The organism is Pseudomonas sp. LH1G9 (assembly GCF_002949975.1).
GTDB lineage: Bacteria > Pseudomonadota > Gammaproteobacteria > Pseudomonadales > Pseudomonadaceae > Aquipseudomonas > Aquipseudomonas veronii.
The window spans coordinates 638,294-655,563 of sequence record NZ_CP026880.1 but is presented as its reverse complement, the minus strand read 5'-3'; the positions used below and the strand labels follow the sequence as shown (position 1 = coordinate 655,563).

15 protein-coding genes are annotated in these 17,270 nt (G+C 60.5%); all 15 read right to left on the bottom strand.

All coding sequences use genetic code 11. From position 1 onward, the window contains the following. Positions 1 to 3: 3 nt before the first annotated feature. The 15 genes from fliI to C5F70_RS03020 all read right to left on the bottom strand — a co-directional run bounded on the left by fliI (position 4) and on the right by C5F70_RS03020 (position 17,262). Entirely contained in the window at positions 4 to 1,362 is a 1,359-nt protein-coding gene (gene fliI / locus C5F70_RS03090; RefSeq protein WP_104902708.1) for a flagellar protein export ATPase FliI, read from the bottom strand. Then, complete coding sequence (fliH, locus tag C5F70_RS03085) at positions 1,352 to 2,116, bottom strand: flagellar assembly protein FliH (protein ID WP_017845379.1); 765 nt, start codon at positions 2,114 to 2,116, stop codon at positions 1,352 to 1,354. The genes fliI and fliH overlap by 11 nt, the downstream gene beginning before the upstream one ends. 10 nt (positions 2,117 to 2,126) lie before the next feature. Then, entirely contained in the window at positions 2,127 to 3,146 is a 1,020-nt protein-coding gene (fliG, locus tag C5F70_RS03080; RefSeq protein WP_010563975.1) for a flagellar motor switch protein FliG, read from the bottom strand. Further along, positions 3,139 to 4,917 carry a flagellar basal-body MS-ring/collar protein FliF gene (gene fliF, locus C5F70_RS03075; protein ID WP_017845378.1) on the bottom strand — a complete coding sequence of 593 codons (1,779 nt, stop codon included), beginning with the start codon at positions 4,915 to 4,917 and terminating at the stop codon, positions 3,139 to 3,141. Before fliF ends, fliG begins: the two co-directional genes overlap by 8 nt. Before the next feature lie 16 nt (positions 4,918 to 4,933). Continuing rightward, positions 4,934 to 5,263, bottom strand: a complete 330-nt coding sequence (fliE, locus tag C5F70_RS03070) for a flagellar hook-basal body complex protein FliE (protein WP_046382518.1) — start codon at positions 5,261 to 5,263, stop codon at positions 4,934 to 4,936. Positions 5,264 to 5,394: 131 nt separating this feature from the next. Then, on the bottom strand, positions 5,395 to 6,771 hold the full coding sequence (locus tag C5F70_RS03065) for a sigma-54 dependent transcriptional regulator (protein ID WP_046488262.1): 1,377 nt from the start codon (positions 6,769 to 6,771) through the stop codon (positions 5,395 to 5,397). Positions 6,772 to 6,777: 6 nt separating this feature from the next. Beyond that, positions 6,778 to 7,989: a PAS domain-containing sensor histidine kinase gene (locus tag C5F70_RS03060; RefSeq protein WP_032804228.1), complete on the bottom strand. Its 1,212-nt coding sequence runs from the start codon at positions 7,987 to 7,989 to the stop codon at positions 6,778 to 6,780. 110 nt (positions 7,990 to 8,099) lie between these two features. After that, entirely contained in the window at positions 8,100 to 9,575 is a 1,476-nt protein-coding gene (locus tag C5F70_RS03055; protein ID WP_017845374.1) for a sigma-54 dependent transcriptional regulator, read from the bottom strand. Between the two features lie 169 nt (positions 9,576 to 9,744). After that, positions 9,745 to 10,041, bottom strand: coding sequence for a flagellar protein FliT (gene fliT, locus C5F70_RS03050; protein WP_017845373.1), 297 nt, complete (start codon positions 10,039 to 10,041; stop codon positions 9,745 to 9,747). 25 nt (positions 10,042 to 10,066) lie between these two features. Continuing rightward, positions 10,067 to 10,456, bottom strand: coding sequence for a flagellar export chaperone FliS (gene fliS / locus C5F70_RS03045; protein WP_017845372.1), 390 nt, complete (start codon positions 10,454 to 10,456; stop codon positions 10,067 to 10,069). Positions 10,457 to 10,595: 139 nt separating this feature from the next. After that, positions 10,596 to 11,963, bottom strand: a complete 1,368-nt coding sequence (gene fliD / locus C5F70_RS03040) for a flagellar filament capping protein FliD (RefSeq protein ID WP_104902707.1) — start codon at positions 11,961 to 11,963, stop codon at positions 10,596 to 10,598. Between the two features lie 83 nt (positions 11,964 to 12,046). After that, a complete protein-coding gene (locus C5F70_RS03035; RefSeq protein ID WP_104902706.1) occupies positions 12,047 to 12,391 on the bottom strand; it encodes a flagellar protein FlaG in 345 nt (114 codons plus the stop codon). 76 nt (positions 12,392 to 12,467) lie between these two features. After that, positions 12,468 to 14,180 carry a flagellin gene (locus C5F70_RS03030; RefSeq protein ID WP_104902705.1) on the bottom strand — a complete coding sequence of 571 codons (1,713 nt, stop codon included), beginning with the start codon at positions 14,178 to 14,180 and terminating at the stop codon, positions 12,468 to 12,470. A 277-nt stretch (positions 14,181 to 14,457) separates the two neighbouring features. Then, on the bottom strand, positions 14,458 to 15,387 hold the full coding sequence (locus C5F70_RS03025; RefSeq protein WP_017845368.1) for a ketoacyl-ACP synthase III: 930 nt from the start codon (positions 15,385 to 15,387) through the stop codon (positions 14,458 to 14,460). A 279-nt stretch (positions 15,388 to 15,666) separates the two neighbouring features. After that, the gene (locus C5F70_RS03020) at positions 15,667 to 17,262 is read right to left on the bottom strand and encodes a flagellar hook-associated protein 3 (protein ID WP_104902704.1); all 1,596 of its coding nucleotides are present in this window, start codon (positions 17,260 to 17,262) and stop codon (positions 15,667 to 15,669) included. Between the last annotated feature and the right edge of the window lie 8 nt (positions 17,263 to 17,270).

Sequence of the window (17,270 nt, the reverse complement as noted above, 5' to 3'; positions counted from 1 at the left end):
GGCTTAGCCGCCTGGCGCGGGGGCGAAGATGGACTGCAGGTGTGCTTCGCTTTCGCCCATGCTGATGTTGTCGTTGAGGCCCTGGCGCAGGTAGGTGACCAATTGCGGTTGCAGGGCAATCGCCAGGTCGGTCTCACGATCGCCACCGGCCACATAGGCGCCGACGCTGATCAGGTCGCGACTCTGCTGGTAACGCGACCACAGCTGCTTGAACTGCTGGGCGCGGGCCATGTGCTCGGGCGTGACCACCGATGGCATCACCCGGCTGATGGAGGCTTCGATGTCGATCGCCGGGTAGTGCCCCTCTTCCGCCAGGCGCCGCGACAGCACGATGTGACCGTCGAGCACGCCGCGCGCCGAGTCGGCGATCGGGTCCTGCTGGTCATCGCCTTCAGACAACACGGTGTAGAACGCAGTGATCGAGCCCCCGCCCGCCTCGGCATTACCGGCGCGCTCGACCAGCTTGGGCAGCTTGGCGAACACCGACGGCGGATACCCCTTGGTGGCCGGCGGCTCGCCAATGGCCAGGGCGATTTCCCGCTGGGCCTGGGCGAAACGCGTGAGGGAGTCCATCAGCAACAGGACGTTCTTGCCCTTATCGCGAAAATATTCGGCGATGCGCGTGCAGTACATGGCCGCGCGCAAACGCATCAGCGGCGCATCGTCCGCCGGGGAGGCCACCACCACCGAACGCTTGAGGCCTTCTTCACCGAGACTGTGCTCGATGAACTCCTTCACTTCCCGGCCCCGTTCGCCGATCAGCCCCACCACGATGATGTCGGCCTCGGTAAAGCGGGTCATCATGCCGAGCAACACCGACTTACCCACGCCGGTACCGGCGAACAGGCCCAGGCGCTGGCCGCGACCGACCGTCAATAAACCGTTGATGCTGCGAATGCCCACGTCCAGCGGCTGGCTGATCGGGTTGCGCTTGAGCGGGTTGATGGTGGGGCCGTCCATCGGCACCCAGTCTTCGGCCTTCATGCCGCCCTTGCCGTCCAGCGCGCGCCCGGCGCCGTCCAGCACGCGGCCGAGCATGCTCATGCCCATGGGCAGGCGGCCGGTATCGGCCAGCGGCACCACGCGGGCACCGGGGGCGATGCCCGCCAGGCTGCCAACGGGCATGAGGAAAATCTTGCTGCCGGAAAAGCCCATGACTTCGGCTTCGACCTGCACCGGGTGGTAGCTGTCGTCGTTGATCACCAGGCAGCGGCTGCCCATGGCGGCGCGCAGGCCTTCGGCTTCGAGGGTCAGGCCGACCATGCGCAGCAGGCGCCCTTCGAGAATCGGCTGGCCGGGCAACTCAGTGGCCTCGATATAACCGCCCAGGCGTTTGGCGAAGCTGGTGCGATCAAGGCGCATCGGCGGCGTCCAGGTCCACGCTCATGTCCGGTTCGGCCGGGTTCAGGAGCTGCTCGTGGACTTGATCCAGCAGCTGGGCCATGATCTGGCTGATGCGCGTTTCCACGGTGGCGTCGATGCGGCTGTATTCGGTCTCGACGCGGCAACCACCGGGCTGCAGATCGGCGTCTTCGACGATGCGCCAGGTTTCTTCATGGCGCTCGCGCAGGGCTTTGACCTGTTCGAAATCCTGCGGGTTGATGTGCAGCCGCACATTGCCGACGCCCAGGGGCAGCAGCTTGAGGGCTTCGCGCATGACGCTTTCGATCTGGCTGGAGTCCAGCACCAGCTCACGCTGGATCACCTGACGGGCGATGTGCTCGACCAGCCCGACCATGGCTTTTTCGATCTGCGAATCCTGCTCGGCGATGGGCTCGAACAGGCTGCCCATCAGGCGTTCGAGGCTGGCCAGCTTGACGCTCAAGGCGACCTCGGCTTCCTGGCGGACCTTGAGCGTGGCGCTGCGAAAACCATCTTTTTCGCCAGCGGCGAAGCCTTCGTTGTAGGCCTCCTGGCGGATGCTTTCCAACTCTTCCAGGGTCAGCGGCTGGACTTCCTCCAGCGGCACTTCTTCCATTTCCGCCGGCAGTTCTTCCACAGGCTCGGGTTCAGGCTCCGGCACATGCGGATCGAAGCTGGGCAACGACCAGATGTCGAACCCGCCCACGTCCCGCGCGCGAATCAGATCGCTGGGCGTCTCATCTTTGTTCGACATGCGAGGCGCCTTAAATCATTTCTTCGCCGCCCTTCCCGCCGAGAACGATTTCTCCGGCTTCGGCCATACGGCGGGCAATGGTGAGGATTTCCTTCTGGGCGGTTTCCACGTCGCTGACGCGCACCGGGCCTTTGGCTTCCAAGTCGTCGCGCAACAGTTCCGAGGCGCGCTTGGACATGTTCTTGAAGATCTTCTCCTTGACGCCCTCGTCCGAGCCCTTGAGGGCCAGTACCAGCACGTCGGAGGAGACTTCGCGCAACAGCGCCTGGATGCCGCGGTCGTCGACATCGGAGAGGTTGTTGAACACAAACATGAGGTCTTCGATCTGGCCGGACAGGGTGTCGTCGATCTCGCGGATCGAGTCCATCAACTGGCCTTCGACCGAGCTGTCGAGGAAGTTCATGATGTCGGCGGCGCGCTTGATACCACCCAAGGTGGTGCGCGAAGCATTCGAGTTGCCCGAGAACTGCTTCTCGAGAATCGTGTTGAGTTCTTTCAGGGCCGCCGGCTGCACGGTGTTCAGCGACGATACGCGCAGGATGATGTCCAGGCGCACTTTATGGTCGAAGTGGCCGAGCACTTCGCCAGCCTGGTCCGGGTCGAGGTACGCCACCACGATCGCCTGGATCTGCGGGTGCTCGTAGCGGATCACGTCGGCGACGGCGCGCGGTTCCATCCATTTGAGGCTGTCGAGGCCGCTGGTGTTGCCGCCCAGCAGGATGCGGTCGATCAGGCCGTTGGCTTTGTCTTCGCCGAGGGCCGAGGTGAGCATCTTGCGGATGTAGCTGTCGGAGCCGACACCCAGGCTGGTCTGGTCGCCGACGATCTCGACGAACTCGCTCATCACCTGTTCGACCTGCTCACGGTGAACGTTGCGCATTTGCGCCATGGCCACGCCGACCCGTTGAACCTCTTTGGGGCCCATGTGGCGCAGCACTTGGGCGGCGTCGGTTTCACCCAGGGACAGCAGCAGGACTGCGGCTTTGTCGACCTTGGTGAGTTTGGCAACAGCGGCTCGATTATCACTCATCTGCGTTAATCCACTCTTTCACGACCTGGGCCACACGGCCCGGGTCTTCTGCCACCAGACTCTTGATTGCGTTCAACTGAGCGTCATAGCCTTCGCTTGGGCTTGGCAACAGGATGCTTTGCGGGCCGCCGAGGCTGACGCGGTCGTTGGCCAGTTCGCCGTCCAGGCCGCCCATGCCACCCAACTCGACGTCGCCGCCAGCGAAGGCCGCCAGTTGTTTCTTGCCATTGCCGGTGATGTTGTTGAGCACCGGACGCAGTACGCCGAACACCAGCACCAGGATGAACAACACGCCCAGCACTTGCTTGACGATGTCCCAGAACCACGGCTGGGTGTAGAACGCCGCTTCGGCGATCACTTCGCCACGCTCGGCGGAGAACGGCATGTTGATCACGCTGACGCTGTCGCCACGGCTGGCGTCGAAACCGACGGCATCCTGCACCAGGCGGGTGAAGCGCGCCAATTCGTCGGCGCTCCACGGTGCGCGGGTGACGGCGCCGTCAGCGGCGTTGACCTTGACCTGGTCATCGACCACCACCGACACCGACAGGCGGTTGATCCGGCCCTGTTGCTGCTTGGTGTGGCTGATGGAACGGTCGAGTTCGAAGTTCTTGGTCGACTGGTTACGCTTGTCCGCCGGGTACGGAGCGAGCATCGGCTGGCCGGTGGCCGGGTCCATGATCTGTTGGCCGTTGGCGTCCAACAGTGGCTGGCCGGGAGCGATGGCGCCCGCGGTCGCGGCGGCGCCGCCGGTGGTTTGCGGTGCCGAGGCCGGGGCCGGCGGCTGGTTGCTCAGGGCACCCGGTACGCCTTGCGGGCCGTTGCTGGCGGTGCGTTGTTCGCTGGTGGACTGCTCGCTGCGCAGGGCCGGCTGGTCCGGGTTGAATTGCTCGGAGGTCGACTCGACAGCGCTGAAATCCACGTCGGCGGACACTTCAGCCTTGTAGCGGTCGTTGCCCAGCACCGGTTGCAGGATGTTGTGGACACGCTGGGTGAGCATGCTTTCCATGCGGCGGCTGTAGTCGAACTGCTTGCCGGCCTGGGTCAGCGCAGAATTTTCGGCCATGTCGGACAACAGGTTGCCCTTCTGGTCGACCACGGTGATTTGCGACTTGCTCAATTCGGGAACGCTGGTGGCCACCAGGTTGATGATCGCCAGCACCTGGCCAGGCTCCAGGGAGCGGCCGGAAAACAGTTCAACCAATACCGAGGCACTTGGCTTGCGCTCGTCGCGCACAAACACCGAACTCTTCGGAATCGCCAGGTGGACCCGCGCGCCCTTGACGTTATTGAGGCTGGAGATGGTGCGCGCCAGTTCGCCTTCCAGGCCACGACGGTAGCGGGTGGCTTCCATGAACTGGCTGGTACCCAGGCCCTGGTCCTTGTCGAGGATCTCGAAACCGATGTTGCTGTCGGACGGGGTCACGCCGGCGGCGGCCAGCTTCATGCGCGCCCGGGCGACGTCATCGGCCTTGACCAGCAGTGCCCCGGAGTTGGGCTCCACGGTGTAGGCGATGTCGGCGGCGGCCAGGGTTTCCATGATCTGCTTGGAGTCCATACCGGCCAGGCTGCCGTACAGCGGCCGGTAATCGGGTTGCTGCGACCACAGCACCACAGCAAAACCAATCGCCACGCTGGCCGCCAGGCCGACCATCAGGCCCACCTGACGCAGCATGGTCATTTCCGAGAGGTTTTCCAGGAACGACAGGCCAAACAGCGGCGGTTTGCCGTCTGTCTTGGCGGGTACGTTGTCCACGACTGCTTCTGCCATGACTTAAATCTCGTCCTTAAACCGGCATCTGCATGATGTCTTGATAAGCCTGGACCAGTTTGTTGCGCACCTGGGTCAAGGCTTGAAAGGACACACTGGCTTTCTGCGAAGCGACCATCACGTCGGTCAGGTCCACGCCGCTCTTGCCGATTTCGAACGCGGTCGCCAACTGGTTGGAGGCTTGCTGGGTGTCACTGACTTTGTTGATGGCCTGGCCGAGCATGTCGGCGAAACTGCTTTGGCCCAATTCCGGCGCTTGTGCGACGGATTTCGGTTGAGCCATGGCGTCCATTTGCATGGAGCGCATATCCAACATCAACCGATTGAACTCAATACCCTGGCTCATGACCTTCTCTCTCCGACGACCCGCAATTTTTTGACACTACGCAGCGGTTACTAGGGGTGGTAGCAACAAGGGTGCCAGCTCTGTATCAACCTGTAAGAAAAGGCGACAAAACTTGTCGGCCTTGTTACCGCTCAGATAGCAAACAGATAAGCTTCCACGTCCATCCCCGCATCCCGCATCTGCGCCAACTTGTAGCGCAGGGTGCGTGGGCTGATGCCCAGGCGCTCGGCCGCTTCTTTACGACGGCCGCGTTCGGCGCGCAGGGTGTCGATGATCATCTGGAATTCGCGGCGGCGCAGATCGTCGCCCAGGGCCCCGGCGGATTCGGCTTCGGCGACCAGCGGCGCGGGCGCCAGGCTCGGTAACGGCGCGGCGCCGCTGCCCATGGCCAGGCAGAAGTCCTGGGGCTGGATCAAGCCGCCCTGCTGCAGAATCAACGCGCGCTGAATGGCATTGTCCAGTTCCCGCACGTTGCCGGGCCAGGGGTAGCCGATCAGGCACGCCTGGGCTTCGGCCGACAGCCGCGCCTGGGCGTGCTTCATTTTTTTGACGTGGTTGTTCAGCAGGCGCTCGGCCAGCGGAATGATGTCCGCCGGACGTTCGCGCAGCGGGCGCCAGGCCAGGGGGAATACCGAGAGGCGGTAGAACAAGTCTTCACGAAAGCGCCCCGCCGCCACTTCACCCGCCAGGTCGCGGTTGGTGGTGGCGACCACGCGGATATCCAGCTGGATCGGCTTGCGCGCACCGACTCGCTCCACTTCACGCTCCTGCAGCACCCGCAGCAGTTTGGCTTGCAGACCCAGGGGCATTTCCGAAATTTCGTCGAGCAGGATGGTACCGCCGTCGGCCTGCTCGAACTTGCCCGCCTGGGCCGCGATGGCGCCGGTGAAGGAGCCCTTTTCGTGGCCGAACAGCGTGGCTTCGAGCATGTTGTCGGGGATCGCCGCGCAATTGATCGCGATAAAGGGCTGCTGGGCGCGCCCCGATTGCTGGTGGATATAGCGCGCCAGCACTTCCTTGCCGGTGCCCGACTCGCCGGAAATCAACACGGTGGAATCACTGCGCGCCACGCGGGCCGCGAGCTCCAGCAATTGTGCGCTGGCCGGCTCAAAAGCAATCGGGCCGTCTGCCTCGCCGGCTGGAATCACCCCCAGGGCATGCCGCGCCACCAGCTCGATCAACGCCTTGGGCTCGAACGGTTTGACCAGGTAATCCGCCGCGCCCTGGCGCATGGCATCCACTGCGCGCTCGACGGCGCCATGGGCGGTCATCAGCAGCACCGGCAACTGCGGCTGGCGTGCGCGCAGCAGCGCGAGCAACTGATGGCCGTCCATGCCAGGCATGTTCACGTCGCTGACCACCAGGCTGAAGGCCTCTTGCTCCACCGCCGCCAAGGCGTCCTCGGCAGAACCGACCGCCCGATAGTCATGGCCCGCCAGCAGCAGCGTGTCAGCCAATGCCTCACGCAGGGCACGATCGTCTTCCACCAACAGAACCTTGATAGCCATAGCCTTTTACTCCGCGCTTGCCGCGCATGAAAACAGCGGCAAGGTCATCAATGCACAAGTGCCACGCCCCAAGCGGGAACGCAGTTGCAATTCTCCCTGATGGGCGCGCGCCACGGCCTTGACCACCGTCAGGCCGAGGCCCGTACCGTTGGTCTTGGTGGTGAAAAACGGTTCGCCCAGGCGCTGCAGCACCTGCGGCTCGATACCGCTGCCGCTGTCGCTGATGCACAGGCGCAGGGTTTGCGCACGGGCGTACACATGTACCTTGAGCCGCGCACCGGGGCCGCTGGCCTGGGTCGCGTTTTCGATCAGGTTGAGCAGCGCGCCCACCAGGGTGTCGCGGTTGCACAGCAATTCGCCTTGGTGACTGTCGCACTGCCAGCGCACATTGGCGTCCTGCACATGGGTGGCGGCCGCCGCTTGCAACGCCTGCATCAGGCCGGACGGCGTGATGCGGTCGGTCAGCGGCAATTCGCCGCGGGCAAACACCAGCATGTCGCGCACCTGGTGCTCCAACTCATGCAAGCGCTCCTTGAGGCGTCCGGCAAAACGCTGGTGGGTGTCGGCGGGCAATTGCTCATCAGTCAAATGACTGGCGTAGATCAACGCTGCCGACAACGGCGTGCGGATCTGATGCGCCAAAGAAGCGACCATCCTACCCAGCGACGACAAGCGCTCATGGCGCGCCAGTTGGTCTTGCAGGTGACGGGTTTCAGTCAGGTCGTTGAGCAGCACCAGTTGACCGGGCTCCGCGTCCAGGGAGCGAGTGGCGATGGACAAGCGGCGCCCATCCTTGAGGGAGATTTCATGGCCGTCATCTTCACGCGGCGCGAAGCAGCGGCTGATCACATGGCGCCACAGTTCGCCCTCCAACGGCAGCCCGAGCAGGTCGCAGGCGGCCGGGTTGGCTTCGCGCACACGGCCCTGGTCGTCGATGACGATCACACCACCAGGCAACAGATCGAGCAGGTTCTGCAGACGGTTGGCCAGGCGCTCTTTCTCGGCCAGCTCTTCCATGCGCTGGGCACTGACCACCGCCAACTCGCCCTTGAGCTCGGAGACCCGCGCTTCCAGCAGGCTGTAGGAGTCGGTCAACTGGCTGGACATCTGACTGAACAGCGAGAACGCCTGCTCAAGGCCATGCCGGCTGAGCTGTTCGGCGGACGGGACAGGCCCCTGGAGTTCAGGGGCCGAAGGTAGTTGGGCGGCGTGGGGCATCATGCTCTCTCGCTTGGCTGACCGTCAGTTAAACGGAACGTTGCGAGGGCTGTAGCAATACCCGTGCCTAAAAAAATGCGCTTAGTTTTCAGTTAGTTGAAAAACAGGCGTCAATCATCTGCCTGTTCATCACCGTCTCGGCGGCTCATCCCGTACTTGCGCATCTTTTCCACCAGGGTGGTTCGACGGATACGCAGGCGCTCGGCCGCACGGGCGACGATGCCGTTGGCATCGTCCAGGGCTTGCTGGATCAACCCTTGCTCGAGGTTGCCGAGGTAGTCTTTGAGGTCCAGGCCTTCCGGCGGCAGCATCGCGTTGGCACCGAAGTCCGGGGTATGGCCGTTGAAGGCGATCCGCTCTTCCATGTCGCTGCGCAGGCTGTCCACCAGATGCTCGTCTTCTTCGTCGACGTAGCGGAATTTCTTCGGCAGCTCGACCACGCCGATCACACCGTAGGGATGCATGATCGCCATGCGCTCCACCAGGTTGGCCAGCTCGCGGACGTTGCCCGGCCAGCCGTGACGGCACAGGGACATGATCGCTGCCGAATTGAAGCGGATCGAACCGCGCTTTTCGTGCTCCATGCGCGAGATCAGTTCGTTCATCAGCAGCGGGATGTCTTCCACGCGCTCACGCAGCGGGGCCATCTCGATCGGGAACACGTTGAGGCGGTAATAGAGGTCTTCGCGGAAGCTGCCGACCTCGATCATGCTTTCGAGGTTCTTGTGGGTGGCCGCAATGATCCGCACGTCGACGCTCTGGGTCTTGTTGCTGCCCACGCGTTCGAAGGTGCGCTCCTGCAACACGCGCAACAGCTTGACCTGCATCGGCAGCGGCATGTCGCCGATTTCGTCGAGGAACAGGGTGCCGCCGTTGGCCAGCTCGAAACGCCCGGCACGGCTGGTGATCGCCCCGGTAAAGGCGCCCTTCTCGTGGCCGAACAGTTCGCTTTCGAGCAGCTCTGCCGGGATCGCCCCGCAATTGACCGGTACAAAGGGCCCGTCGCGGCGCTTGGAGTGATAGTGCAGGTTGCGCGCGACCACTTCCTTGCCGGTGCCCGACTCGCCGAGGATCAGCACGCTGGCGTCGGTATCGGCCACTTGCTGCATCATCTGGCGCACGTGCTGGATCGCCCGGCTGGTGCCGACGAGGCTGCGGAACAGGTTGGGTTCGCGGTGACGACCGCGCTCACGGGCCTGGTCGTACATCTCGCGATAGACCTGGGCGCGGTGCAGGGAGTCGAGCAATTTGCTGTAGCTGGGCGGCATTTCCAGGGCGGACAACACCCGGCGGCGCTGGTCTTCCGGCAGGTCGAGCGAAGAAATATCGCCCATCAGCAACACCGGAAGGAACTCATCCCAGGTTGACAGTGTCTTTAACAAGCCCAGAACTGCGCCAGGAGCGTTTACCGTCCCGATCAGCACACAAATGATTTCACGGCTCGAGGACAACGAGCTGACCGCCTGCTGCCAATCATGGCTACCGCAGGGCAGATTTTCTTCGCCAAGAAAATTTAAAATCACCGCTAAATCGCGGCGGCGGACGCTATCGTCATCAATCAGCAGAATTTTGGTTTCACGCCACATGCAATAGCAACTTCCCTAGTAAAACGCTCTGCCCAGAGTGCGGGCTATCTAGATGCCTGTAAGACTTCTTACCTTACTAGACGTCTGAAATCTGAAAACAGCACTAGTTAAGTCAAAAATGCTGGCACAGTCAAATATATGACGCGCCGTTCGGATTAACTGCGCCCGTTCAACCGAACAGATGGTAAACCTTTGACGCATTTTTCGCTTGGTTGATCTGCGACATCTCTTCGAAAATTGCCTGGCGCTCGCCCATCGTTACTTCAAGCAATTGCTGATACACCGCCAGCAGGCTCTCCAGCTTCTCCCGCAGCGCATCCTCGTCCACCGGCGCGTCGCTCAATACCTCATTAATCACCGCGCGGCAACCCAGATCCAACTCGCCAACCGCCTCCCAATTGCGTTCAGCCAGTGCGCCGATCAGAGCTTCGCGGGTTTCATCGATGCGTTGCAGTGCGTGGCTCATGATATTTACCTCAAGGCCTCAGGCCTTATTGTGGAGCGATGGCATCCCAGCCGGTCTTTACCGTAATCAGCAGGCGAGCGACTTCGTCGATCATCTCGACATCATTCACACGATTGGCCTCCACCAAACGGTTACTCATGTAATCATACAGTGCGTCCAACCGCTGCACGACAGCCGGATCTTCAGCCTTTTCCGGCTCAAGTCCGTCGCGCAGCCCTGAGATGATTTCGATCGCTTTGCCCAGCATCAGGCCCTTCTGGGCGATATCACCTCGGCTCAATGCGCCCTTGGCCTGTGCCATGCGGTCCAGACCGCCTTCCATCAACATCTGCACCAGACGGTGCGGGCTGGCTTCGGAGACCTGAGCATGGGAACTGACCTTTTGGTACTGGCGAAGGGCTCTCATCGGGTTCATGTTGCTACCTCGTTACTGGCGACAATCTAAATAGGTTTGCTTAACCAGTTATTCGACTGCGCTGCGAAATTCTTTAATCCAGACGTCAAGCGCCAGACCACCGGCGAACCTTTAGCGGGGCGCCGAAACGCCCCGCTTATCAGCTCGACTTCGGATTGTTCAGCGAGTTGAGCGTGGTCATGATGCTGGAGCTGCTGGAGTTGATCTGCGCGATCATGGTGTCCATCGCGGTGTACTTGGCCGTCAGGGATTTCTGCAAGGCATCCATACGCCGCGTCAGGTCATCCGTCTCTTTGGTCAAGTCAGTCAACTTGTTGTTGAGATCGGTGGCACGGGTCGCCAGGGTGCCCGTGGTGCCCACGTAGCTGTTGGTCGCCTTGTTCATGCGCGTGATCAAGCCAGTGTCGCCGGTGAACAGCTTGGCGATATCGCCTGCACCCTTGACCACCGCTTTGTTCCACGCTGTGTCGTCCAGGCTCAGCAGCCCGGTTTTCTGGTCGGTGGTGATGCCCATCTGCGCCAGACTGGTCATGGTGCCCGCACCGGAGCCGCTGGTCAGCTCGGAGCGCAGACTGTTCACCAATTGACGCATCGACGAATCACCCGTCAACGCACCGGCAGTGGTGGTGGACGCATCACCGGTGGCGGTGACTTTGGTCTGGGTATTAACGGCAGTCATCAGCGCGTTGTAGGCGGTGACGAAGGATTGCACCGAGGTTTTCAACGTGTCGGTGTTGCTCGCCACGGTGATGGTCGTCGGTTTGCTAGTGTCAACAGTGTCCAACAGATCCAAGGTCACGCCGCTGATTGCCGACGTAATCTTGTTGCTGGCGGATGACATCTGAACGTCATCGATGAAGTACTTGGCGTTGGTCGGCGCCGTGCCCTTGTCATACCCGGTGACCAGCTCCGAATCACCACTGAGGGTGATGTCGGTGCCTACGCCCATAGTGGACGAGGTCAGCACCAGGCGCGCGCCGTTGGAGTCACTCAGTACGTTGGCACTGATCCCTTTGGACGAGAGCTGCGTATTGATCGATTCGCGCACCTGTTGCAGGGTCGCACCGCCAGGAATCACCACGTCGTAGCTTTTATCCGACTGGTTGATCGTCAGCGTCTGGTCTTCGTCGGTGCTGTTGGCCTTGCCCGTCGCGCCGTCCGTATTCACTGCCGTGGTGACTTTCGAAGCGGTCGCCAGGTTAGAGACTCTCAACACGTACTTGCCGCTGGATGCGCCGTCACCCAGGGTGACCTTGGCGTTCTTCTCTTCCGAAGAAGACGCCGCAAGCCCGTTGAACGCGGAGGCATTGTTCAACTTGGTGATCGCCGACTGGTAGGCTTCCAGCGCCGTCTTGACCGAACCAACCGCCGACAACTGGACGGTAGCTTTTTTTTGCTCGCTGGTGATCTGCTGCTGTTTGGGTGCTTGTTCAGCCCCCACCAACGCCTTGACGATAGCCTGCGTGTCGTAGCCCGAACCTGGGCCGGAAATCGTTGAACTAGCCATTTGCCATTCTCCTTGTCCTGCAGCGGCTGATTTTTTGGCGCTTGTGCGCTCTGACCGCATTCAGAAACATGTTTCGTGCCAACTCAAGCCTTGCTATCAAACAACAGGCTGCTGGCATCGCTCAGGTTCTGCGCCAGCTTCAGCGCGGTCTCCGATGGAATTTGTCGAATCACTTCGCCACTGTCGGTGGCAATCACCTTGACCACCACCTTGCCAGTGCTGTCATCGATGGAAAAATCCAGGTTGCGCTGCGTAGCCTGCACAAACTCACGCATATCAGTTACCGCTTTTTCCAACGCCACGCGTTGCGGCTCCTCGGCCTTGGCCGGCTCACTAACGGCCGCAGGCTTGGCCTGAGGTGCAGATGCGCTGCTGGCCTGGGTGCTGCCAACCGGGTAAGACGTGTTCAGCTTGATGCTCATGTCCATGTCATCACCTCAAAACTGAAAAAACGGAAGGGCACGTCGTTAAACGCACCCTCCCGTTATTTAACCGCTGGCGCTATTACTGAAGCAGCTTCAGAACAGACGATGGCAGTTGGTTGGCCTGGGACAGGATCGCAGTGGAAGCCTGTTGCAGGGTTTGTTGCTTGGTCAGTTCAGCAGCTTCAGAAGCGAAGTCAGCGTCTTCTACGCGGCCTTTGGCAGCGGAGGAGTTCTGCGAAATGCTCTGCAGGTTGGCCACGGTGCTGGCGAAGCGGTTTTGTACGGCACCCAGCTGCGAACGCTGGCTGTCGATCTGCTGCATGGCGTCGTCCAGAGCCTGGATGGCCTGCTGCGAAGAAGCGGCAGTCAGAACGCTCAGGTCGGAAACGCTGGTTTCCATGGTGACGGCGGTTTTGGTGCCATTACCAGCAACAGTGGTCAGACCCAGTGCCGCAAGGCCAGTACCGGCGCTGCCGTCCTTGATGGTGATGTCTTTGTCAGCGAACAGGTTCAAGGTGCCGTCGGCGTTTTTGCTGGCCTGAACACCGGTGCTGGCGCTGTTGATCGAAGAAACGATCGCGTCAGAGGTGTCTCCCTTCTTGAACTTGACTTCAACGCCGTTCACATCGATCGAGGTATCAGCGGTCAGTTTGGCTTGAGTGGTACCAGCCGACAGACCCAGCTGCGACAGCGAACCAGACGAAGTGTTGGACAGCTTGATGTCATCACCGTTGCCCGAGGTCAGCTTGACACGGCCATCAGTGAAAGTAGCGGAAGCACCGTTAGCCGCGCCGCCAGCAGCGGTAGTCAGCTTGGTCAGAACGCTGGCCATGGTGTCATTCGCAGTCCAAGTCACGGCATTGCCATTGACCGAGATAGCACCGTCTGACTTGAGGTTGTCGTTGGAAGGAACGGTTGCCGGTGCGCCCAGCTTAAGCTTGGCCAAACCGTCTGTTGCGCCGACGACTGCCGAGGCACCCAGGACAATGGCGTTTTTCGAGGACAGAGTTACGATACCGGTAGCATCAGCAGTAGCAGTCACGCCGGTAGTTGCGGTTTGATTGTTGATCGCGGTCAGTGCAGCGGTAGCAGTAGCGACGCCGCCAGCTGTCACACCAAGGTTGATATCGACACCGTTGATGGTGAATGCGTCGGTAGCAACGGTAGCGGCTGCAGCACCAGTACCCGTCAGCTGTGCGCTATTGCCCAATACGGAACCGGTAGCGGTAGCAGCCAGACCCTTCATTGCAGCACCGTCTACAGCCGCTTCTTTGTAGTTACCCTTCAGCGCAGTCGAGCTGATGTCGGTCATACCGAACGAGATCGTCTCGTTGGCGTTGGCGCCGATCTGGAACGCTACGTTGCTGAACGAGCCGTCCAGCAGGTTACGACCACCGAAGGTAGTGGTACTGGCGATACGGTTCAGCTCGCCCACTTTAGCGGTAAATTCTTGCTGCAGGGAAACACGGTCAGCGTCGCTTTTATCACCGTTCGCCGCTTGCAGAGCGAGTTCACGCAGACGCTGCAGGGTGTTGGTGGATTCTTGCATCGCGCCTTCAGCAGTCTGGGCGATGGAAACACCGTTGTTGGCGTTGGCGATCGCAACGTTCAGGCCTTTGACCTGGTTGTTCAGACGGTTGGCGATCTGCATGCCGGCAGCGTCGTCTTTGGCGCTGTTGATTTTCAGGCCGGAGGACAGACGGTTCATCGACTGGCTCAGAGCGTCGGAAGCTTTGTTCAGGTTCTTCTGGACACCCAGGGAAGTGATGTTGGTGTTTACTGATAATGCCATGACAAAATCCTCGTTGATTGGATGCTTCGGCTTCCGGCCCTGGCAACCGCCGGGTGTGGCCTAGAGAACCTACGTAATAGTTATCGTCGTGGTAGCCGGTTGCTTGAGGAGTTTTTTGATTTTTTTTACTAGCACCGTGCCACTCCTTGTAATTCAAGGGCTTAGTCCGGCAAAAAGGCCTGATTTCATTGGTTTTTCTGGCGCCAAATAAAAAACGCCGATGATCGTTCGATCATCGGCGTCTTCATGCTTGAAGCGCGTGCAACCTATTCAGGTGTCACGGACGATAGAGAATCGCCGAGCCCCAGGACAGGCCCACCCCAAATCCGCTGATTGCCACGCGTTTCCAGGTGGAGTCCAGCGCGTGCTTTTCCAGCAGCAACGGAATGCTCGACGACACGGTGTTGCCGGTCTCGACCATGTCCTTGATGAACTTGTCCACTGGCGCATCTTCGAAACGCCGCGCCACGGCGTCGACGATCGCCGCACTGCCCTGGTGAATGCAGAAGGCATCGATGTCGTCGGCCTTGAGGTCCGACTCATCGAGCAGCGCATGCAAGTGCGCCGGCACTTTGAGCAAGGCGAAGTTGAACACCTGGCGGCCATTCATGAAGAACACGCCGTCGCTGACTTTCAAGTGCGGTGCGCCGGAGCCGTCGGTGCCGAACTTGGCCTTGCCGAGCAACCACGAGGCATCTTCACCCATCCAGGTCGCAGTGGCGGCATCGCCGAACAGCATGGTGGTGTTGCGGTCTTCCGGGTCGACGATCTTCGAATACGGATCGGCGGTGATCAGCAGGCCGTTCTTCAGGCCGGTGGCCTCCATGAAGCCCTTCATCGCGTAGATGCCATAGACGTAGCCGGAGCAACCCAGGGAAAGGTCAAAGGCGGCGACGTGAGTCGGCAGGCCGAGCTTGTCCTGGACGATGGCGGCGGTGTGGGGCAAGCCCTCTTCGTCGCCGTTCTGGGTGACGACGATCAGCGCGTCGATGGACTCACGCTTCAACTGCGGGTTGTTGGCAAACAATGCATTGACCGCTTCGACACACAGGTCGGAGGTCTCCTGCCCAGCTTCCTTGCGCGGCAGGAATGCCGACCCGATCTTGCCAATGATGAACTCTTCATCCTTGGCGAATTTGGCACCCTGGGCGTAATTATCGATCCCGTCGGCCGGCACGTAACTGGCGATGCTTTTTATGCCAATCATTGTGGCTTCCCAATACTAAATAGCTGGAGAACACCCCTCGGACGACGCCTGGAGTGCTGACAATAAAGGGGATAACCCCATGACAATTTCGCTGAAAGCCGCCCAGCAAGGACCCTGTGACGACTTATCCTTTTCATACGATACAGTGAAGATGCGCTTTATGACTCACAGGTCACTCAATTTTGTGCGGTTTGTGCAAAACCTTCAAAAAATTGCGAGCCAAAAATGACAACGGCCCAGCCTGTTTCCAGGGTGAGCCGCTGCGTGACCGCCAGCTGATTACATCTTATTGAACAGGCTCAACTGGGAAATTTTCACGAACGCCAGTTGCGATGCCTGCAACATGGTTTGCTGCAAACTCAGATTGATCGCGGCATCAGCGAAGTCAACGTTACCCAACGCGTTCATGGTCGTAGCATTCGCCAGGCTCAGACTGGTGTTCTCCTGAGTCTGGATATCCAGGCCGTTCAGACGTGCGCCAATGGAACCACGCACTTGGTCAACCTGGCCGTAGGCATTGGCCAGGTTGCCGATGGAGCGGGCGACCACATCCTTGAGTTCCTTCTGCGCAGCCGGATTACCGTCCGACGGTGCTTCAAGGGTTCTGCGCAAATGGCTGAGGGTGTCGAGCACGTTTTCGTTCTTGTTGCTGGTGGCTCCGATCGTAAACTGGTCGCCATCAGCCGGCGCCGGCGTGGTGGTCACGTCAAACGTCACGCCTGCGGCCGTAATCGAGGTATCGCCAACGGCCAAGGTGCCGTTGGCGATGGACTTGCTGTCCGCCGTGTACGGTTGTGCATAGACATCGTAGGCACCTGCCGCACCAAACTTGACGACCGCACCGGAGTTGGGAAAGGTGCTGGCGTAAGCCGTCTGGTTGGTCACCTGGCCGCCGCTCAATTGCGCCGTGGTCGGATTGCTTGGGGTACGCGAAACACTGAAGGTGTCCGGTTTGACCGACAGGCTGAACTCGCGATCCTTGACCAGTGCATCCGAGGGCGCACCCGGCGCCACGCCTTTGCCCAGGTCCAAGCCGATGTCGAACTTGACCCCGCGCAAGTTGATGGTCGAAGCACCTTCCTTGGTCGAGTCAAAAGTACCGTTGCCCGGAATCTCAGAGGTGATGTCGTTACCGGCGCTGTCGCTCACGGTGTACTGGGTGCTGCTGGTGAACGTCAGCTTATATGGCTGGCCATCGGCAAAGCTGCTGTTGTAGGTGGCCCCGGAAGCAACCAGACCCGCCGACACCGTCACCTTGTTGTCATCGACCGCAGGCGGCACAAGCACGCGCGTCGACTGGGTACGACCGGTGTTCGCCGAGCTTTCGAGCATGGTTTTCGCGGTATCCCCCATCGATATCGACAGGTTTTCCGCCACTTTCAGGCTCAAGGGCGTGTCATCACCCTGGTAACTGTAAGTGCCGTCATTGTTACGCAAGTAAGGCTGCGTATCGGTCTTGCTCCCGGAAAACAGGTAGTTACCGTTGGCATCCTTGGTATTGAGCAGGCCCAGCACCTGGTCTTCAATCGAACCAACCTCGGCGGCAATCGATTTGCGGTCGGCATCACTGATCCCGACATTACCGGCCTTCAGCGCCAACTCACTGGCCTTTTGCAAGGCAGTGTTAATATTTTCCAGTACGCTGTCTTCAGTGTTCAGCGAATTTTTCAACGTATCGATATTGCCATTGAACTGCCCCAGCATGTCTTTCTGCTGCTGCAGCATCAACAACCGCGCGGCCGCTACCGGATCATCCGCTGCCGTTTGCACGCGCACGCCGGAGCTTGCCTGGTCCTGCGCCTTGACCACACTGGAATAGTTATCCTGGTACTTGGCGGAGCTGGTCTCAAAATATTGCTGTGTAGAAATACGCATCGTCCCAG

Bases quoted from the DNA above. Each gene is read 5' to 3' on its own strand.
- fliI (WP_104902708.1), bottom strand. From the start codon at position 1,362: ATGCGCCTTGATCGCACCAGCTTCGCCAAACGCCTGGGCGGTTATATC.
- fliH (WP_017845379.1), bottom strand. From the start codon at position 2,116: ATGTCGAACAAAGATGAGACGCCCAGCGATCTGATTCGCGCGCGGGAC.
- fliG (WP_010563975.1), bottom strand. From the start codon at position 3,146: ATGAGTGATAATCGAGCCGCTGTTGCCAAACTCACCAAGGTCGACAAA.
- fliF (WP_017845378.1), bottom strand. From the start codon at position 4,917: ATGGCAGAAGCAGTCGTGGACAACGTACCCGCCAAGACAGACGGCAAA.
- fliE (WP_046382518.1), bottom strand. From the start codon at position 5,263: ATGAGCCAGGGTATTGAGTTCAATCGGTTGATGTTGGATATGCGCTCC.
- C5F70_RS03065 (WP_046488262.1), bottom strand. From the start codon at position 6,771: ATGGCTATCAAGGTTCTGTTGGTGGAAGACGATCGTGCCCTGCGTGAG.
- C5F70_RS03060 (WP_032804228.1), bottom strand. From the start codon at position 7,989: ATGCCCCACGCCGCCCAACTACCTTCGGCCCCTGAACTCCAGGGGCCT.
- C5F70_RS03055 (WP_017845374.1), bottom strand. From the start codon at position 9,575: ATGTGGCGTGAAACCAAAATTCTGCTGATTGATGACGATAGCGTCCGC.
- fliT (WP_017845373.1), bottom strand. From the start codon at position 10,041: ATGAGCCACGCACTGCAACGCATCGATGAAACCCGCGAAGCTCTGATC.
- fliS (WP_017845372.1), bottom strand. From the start codon at position 10,456: ATGAACCCGATGAGAGCCCTTCGCCAGTACCAAAAGGTCAGTTCCCAT.
- fliD (WP_104902707.1), bottom strand. From the start codon at position 11,963: ATGGCTAGTTCAACGATTTCCGGCCCAGGTTCGGGCTACGACACGCAG.
- C5F70_RS03035 (WP_104902706.1), bottom strand. From the start codon at position 12,391: ATGGACATGAGCATCAAGCTGAACACGTCTTACCCGGTTGGCAGCACC.
- C5F70_RS03030 (WP_104902705.1), bottom strand. From the start codon at position 14,180: ATGGCATTATCAGTAAACACCAACATCACTTCCCTGGGTGTCCAGAAG.
- C5F70_RS03025 (WP_017845368.1), bottom strand. From the start codon at position 15,387: ATGATTGGCATAAAAAGCATCGCCAGTTACGTGCCGGCCGACGGGATC.
- C5F70_RS03020 (WP_104902704.1), bottom strand. From the start codon at position 17,262: ATGCGTATTTCTACACAGCAATATTTTGAGACCAGCTCCGCCAAGTAC.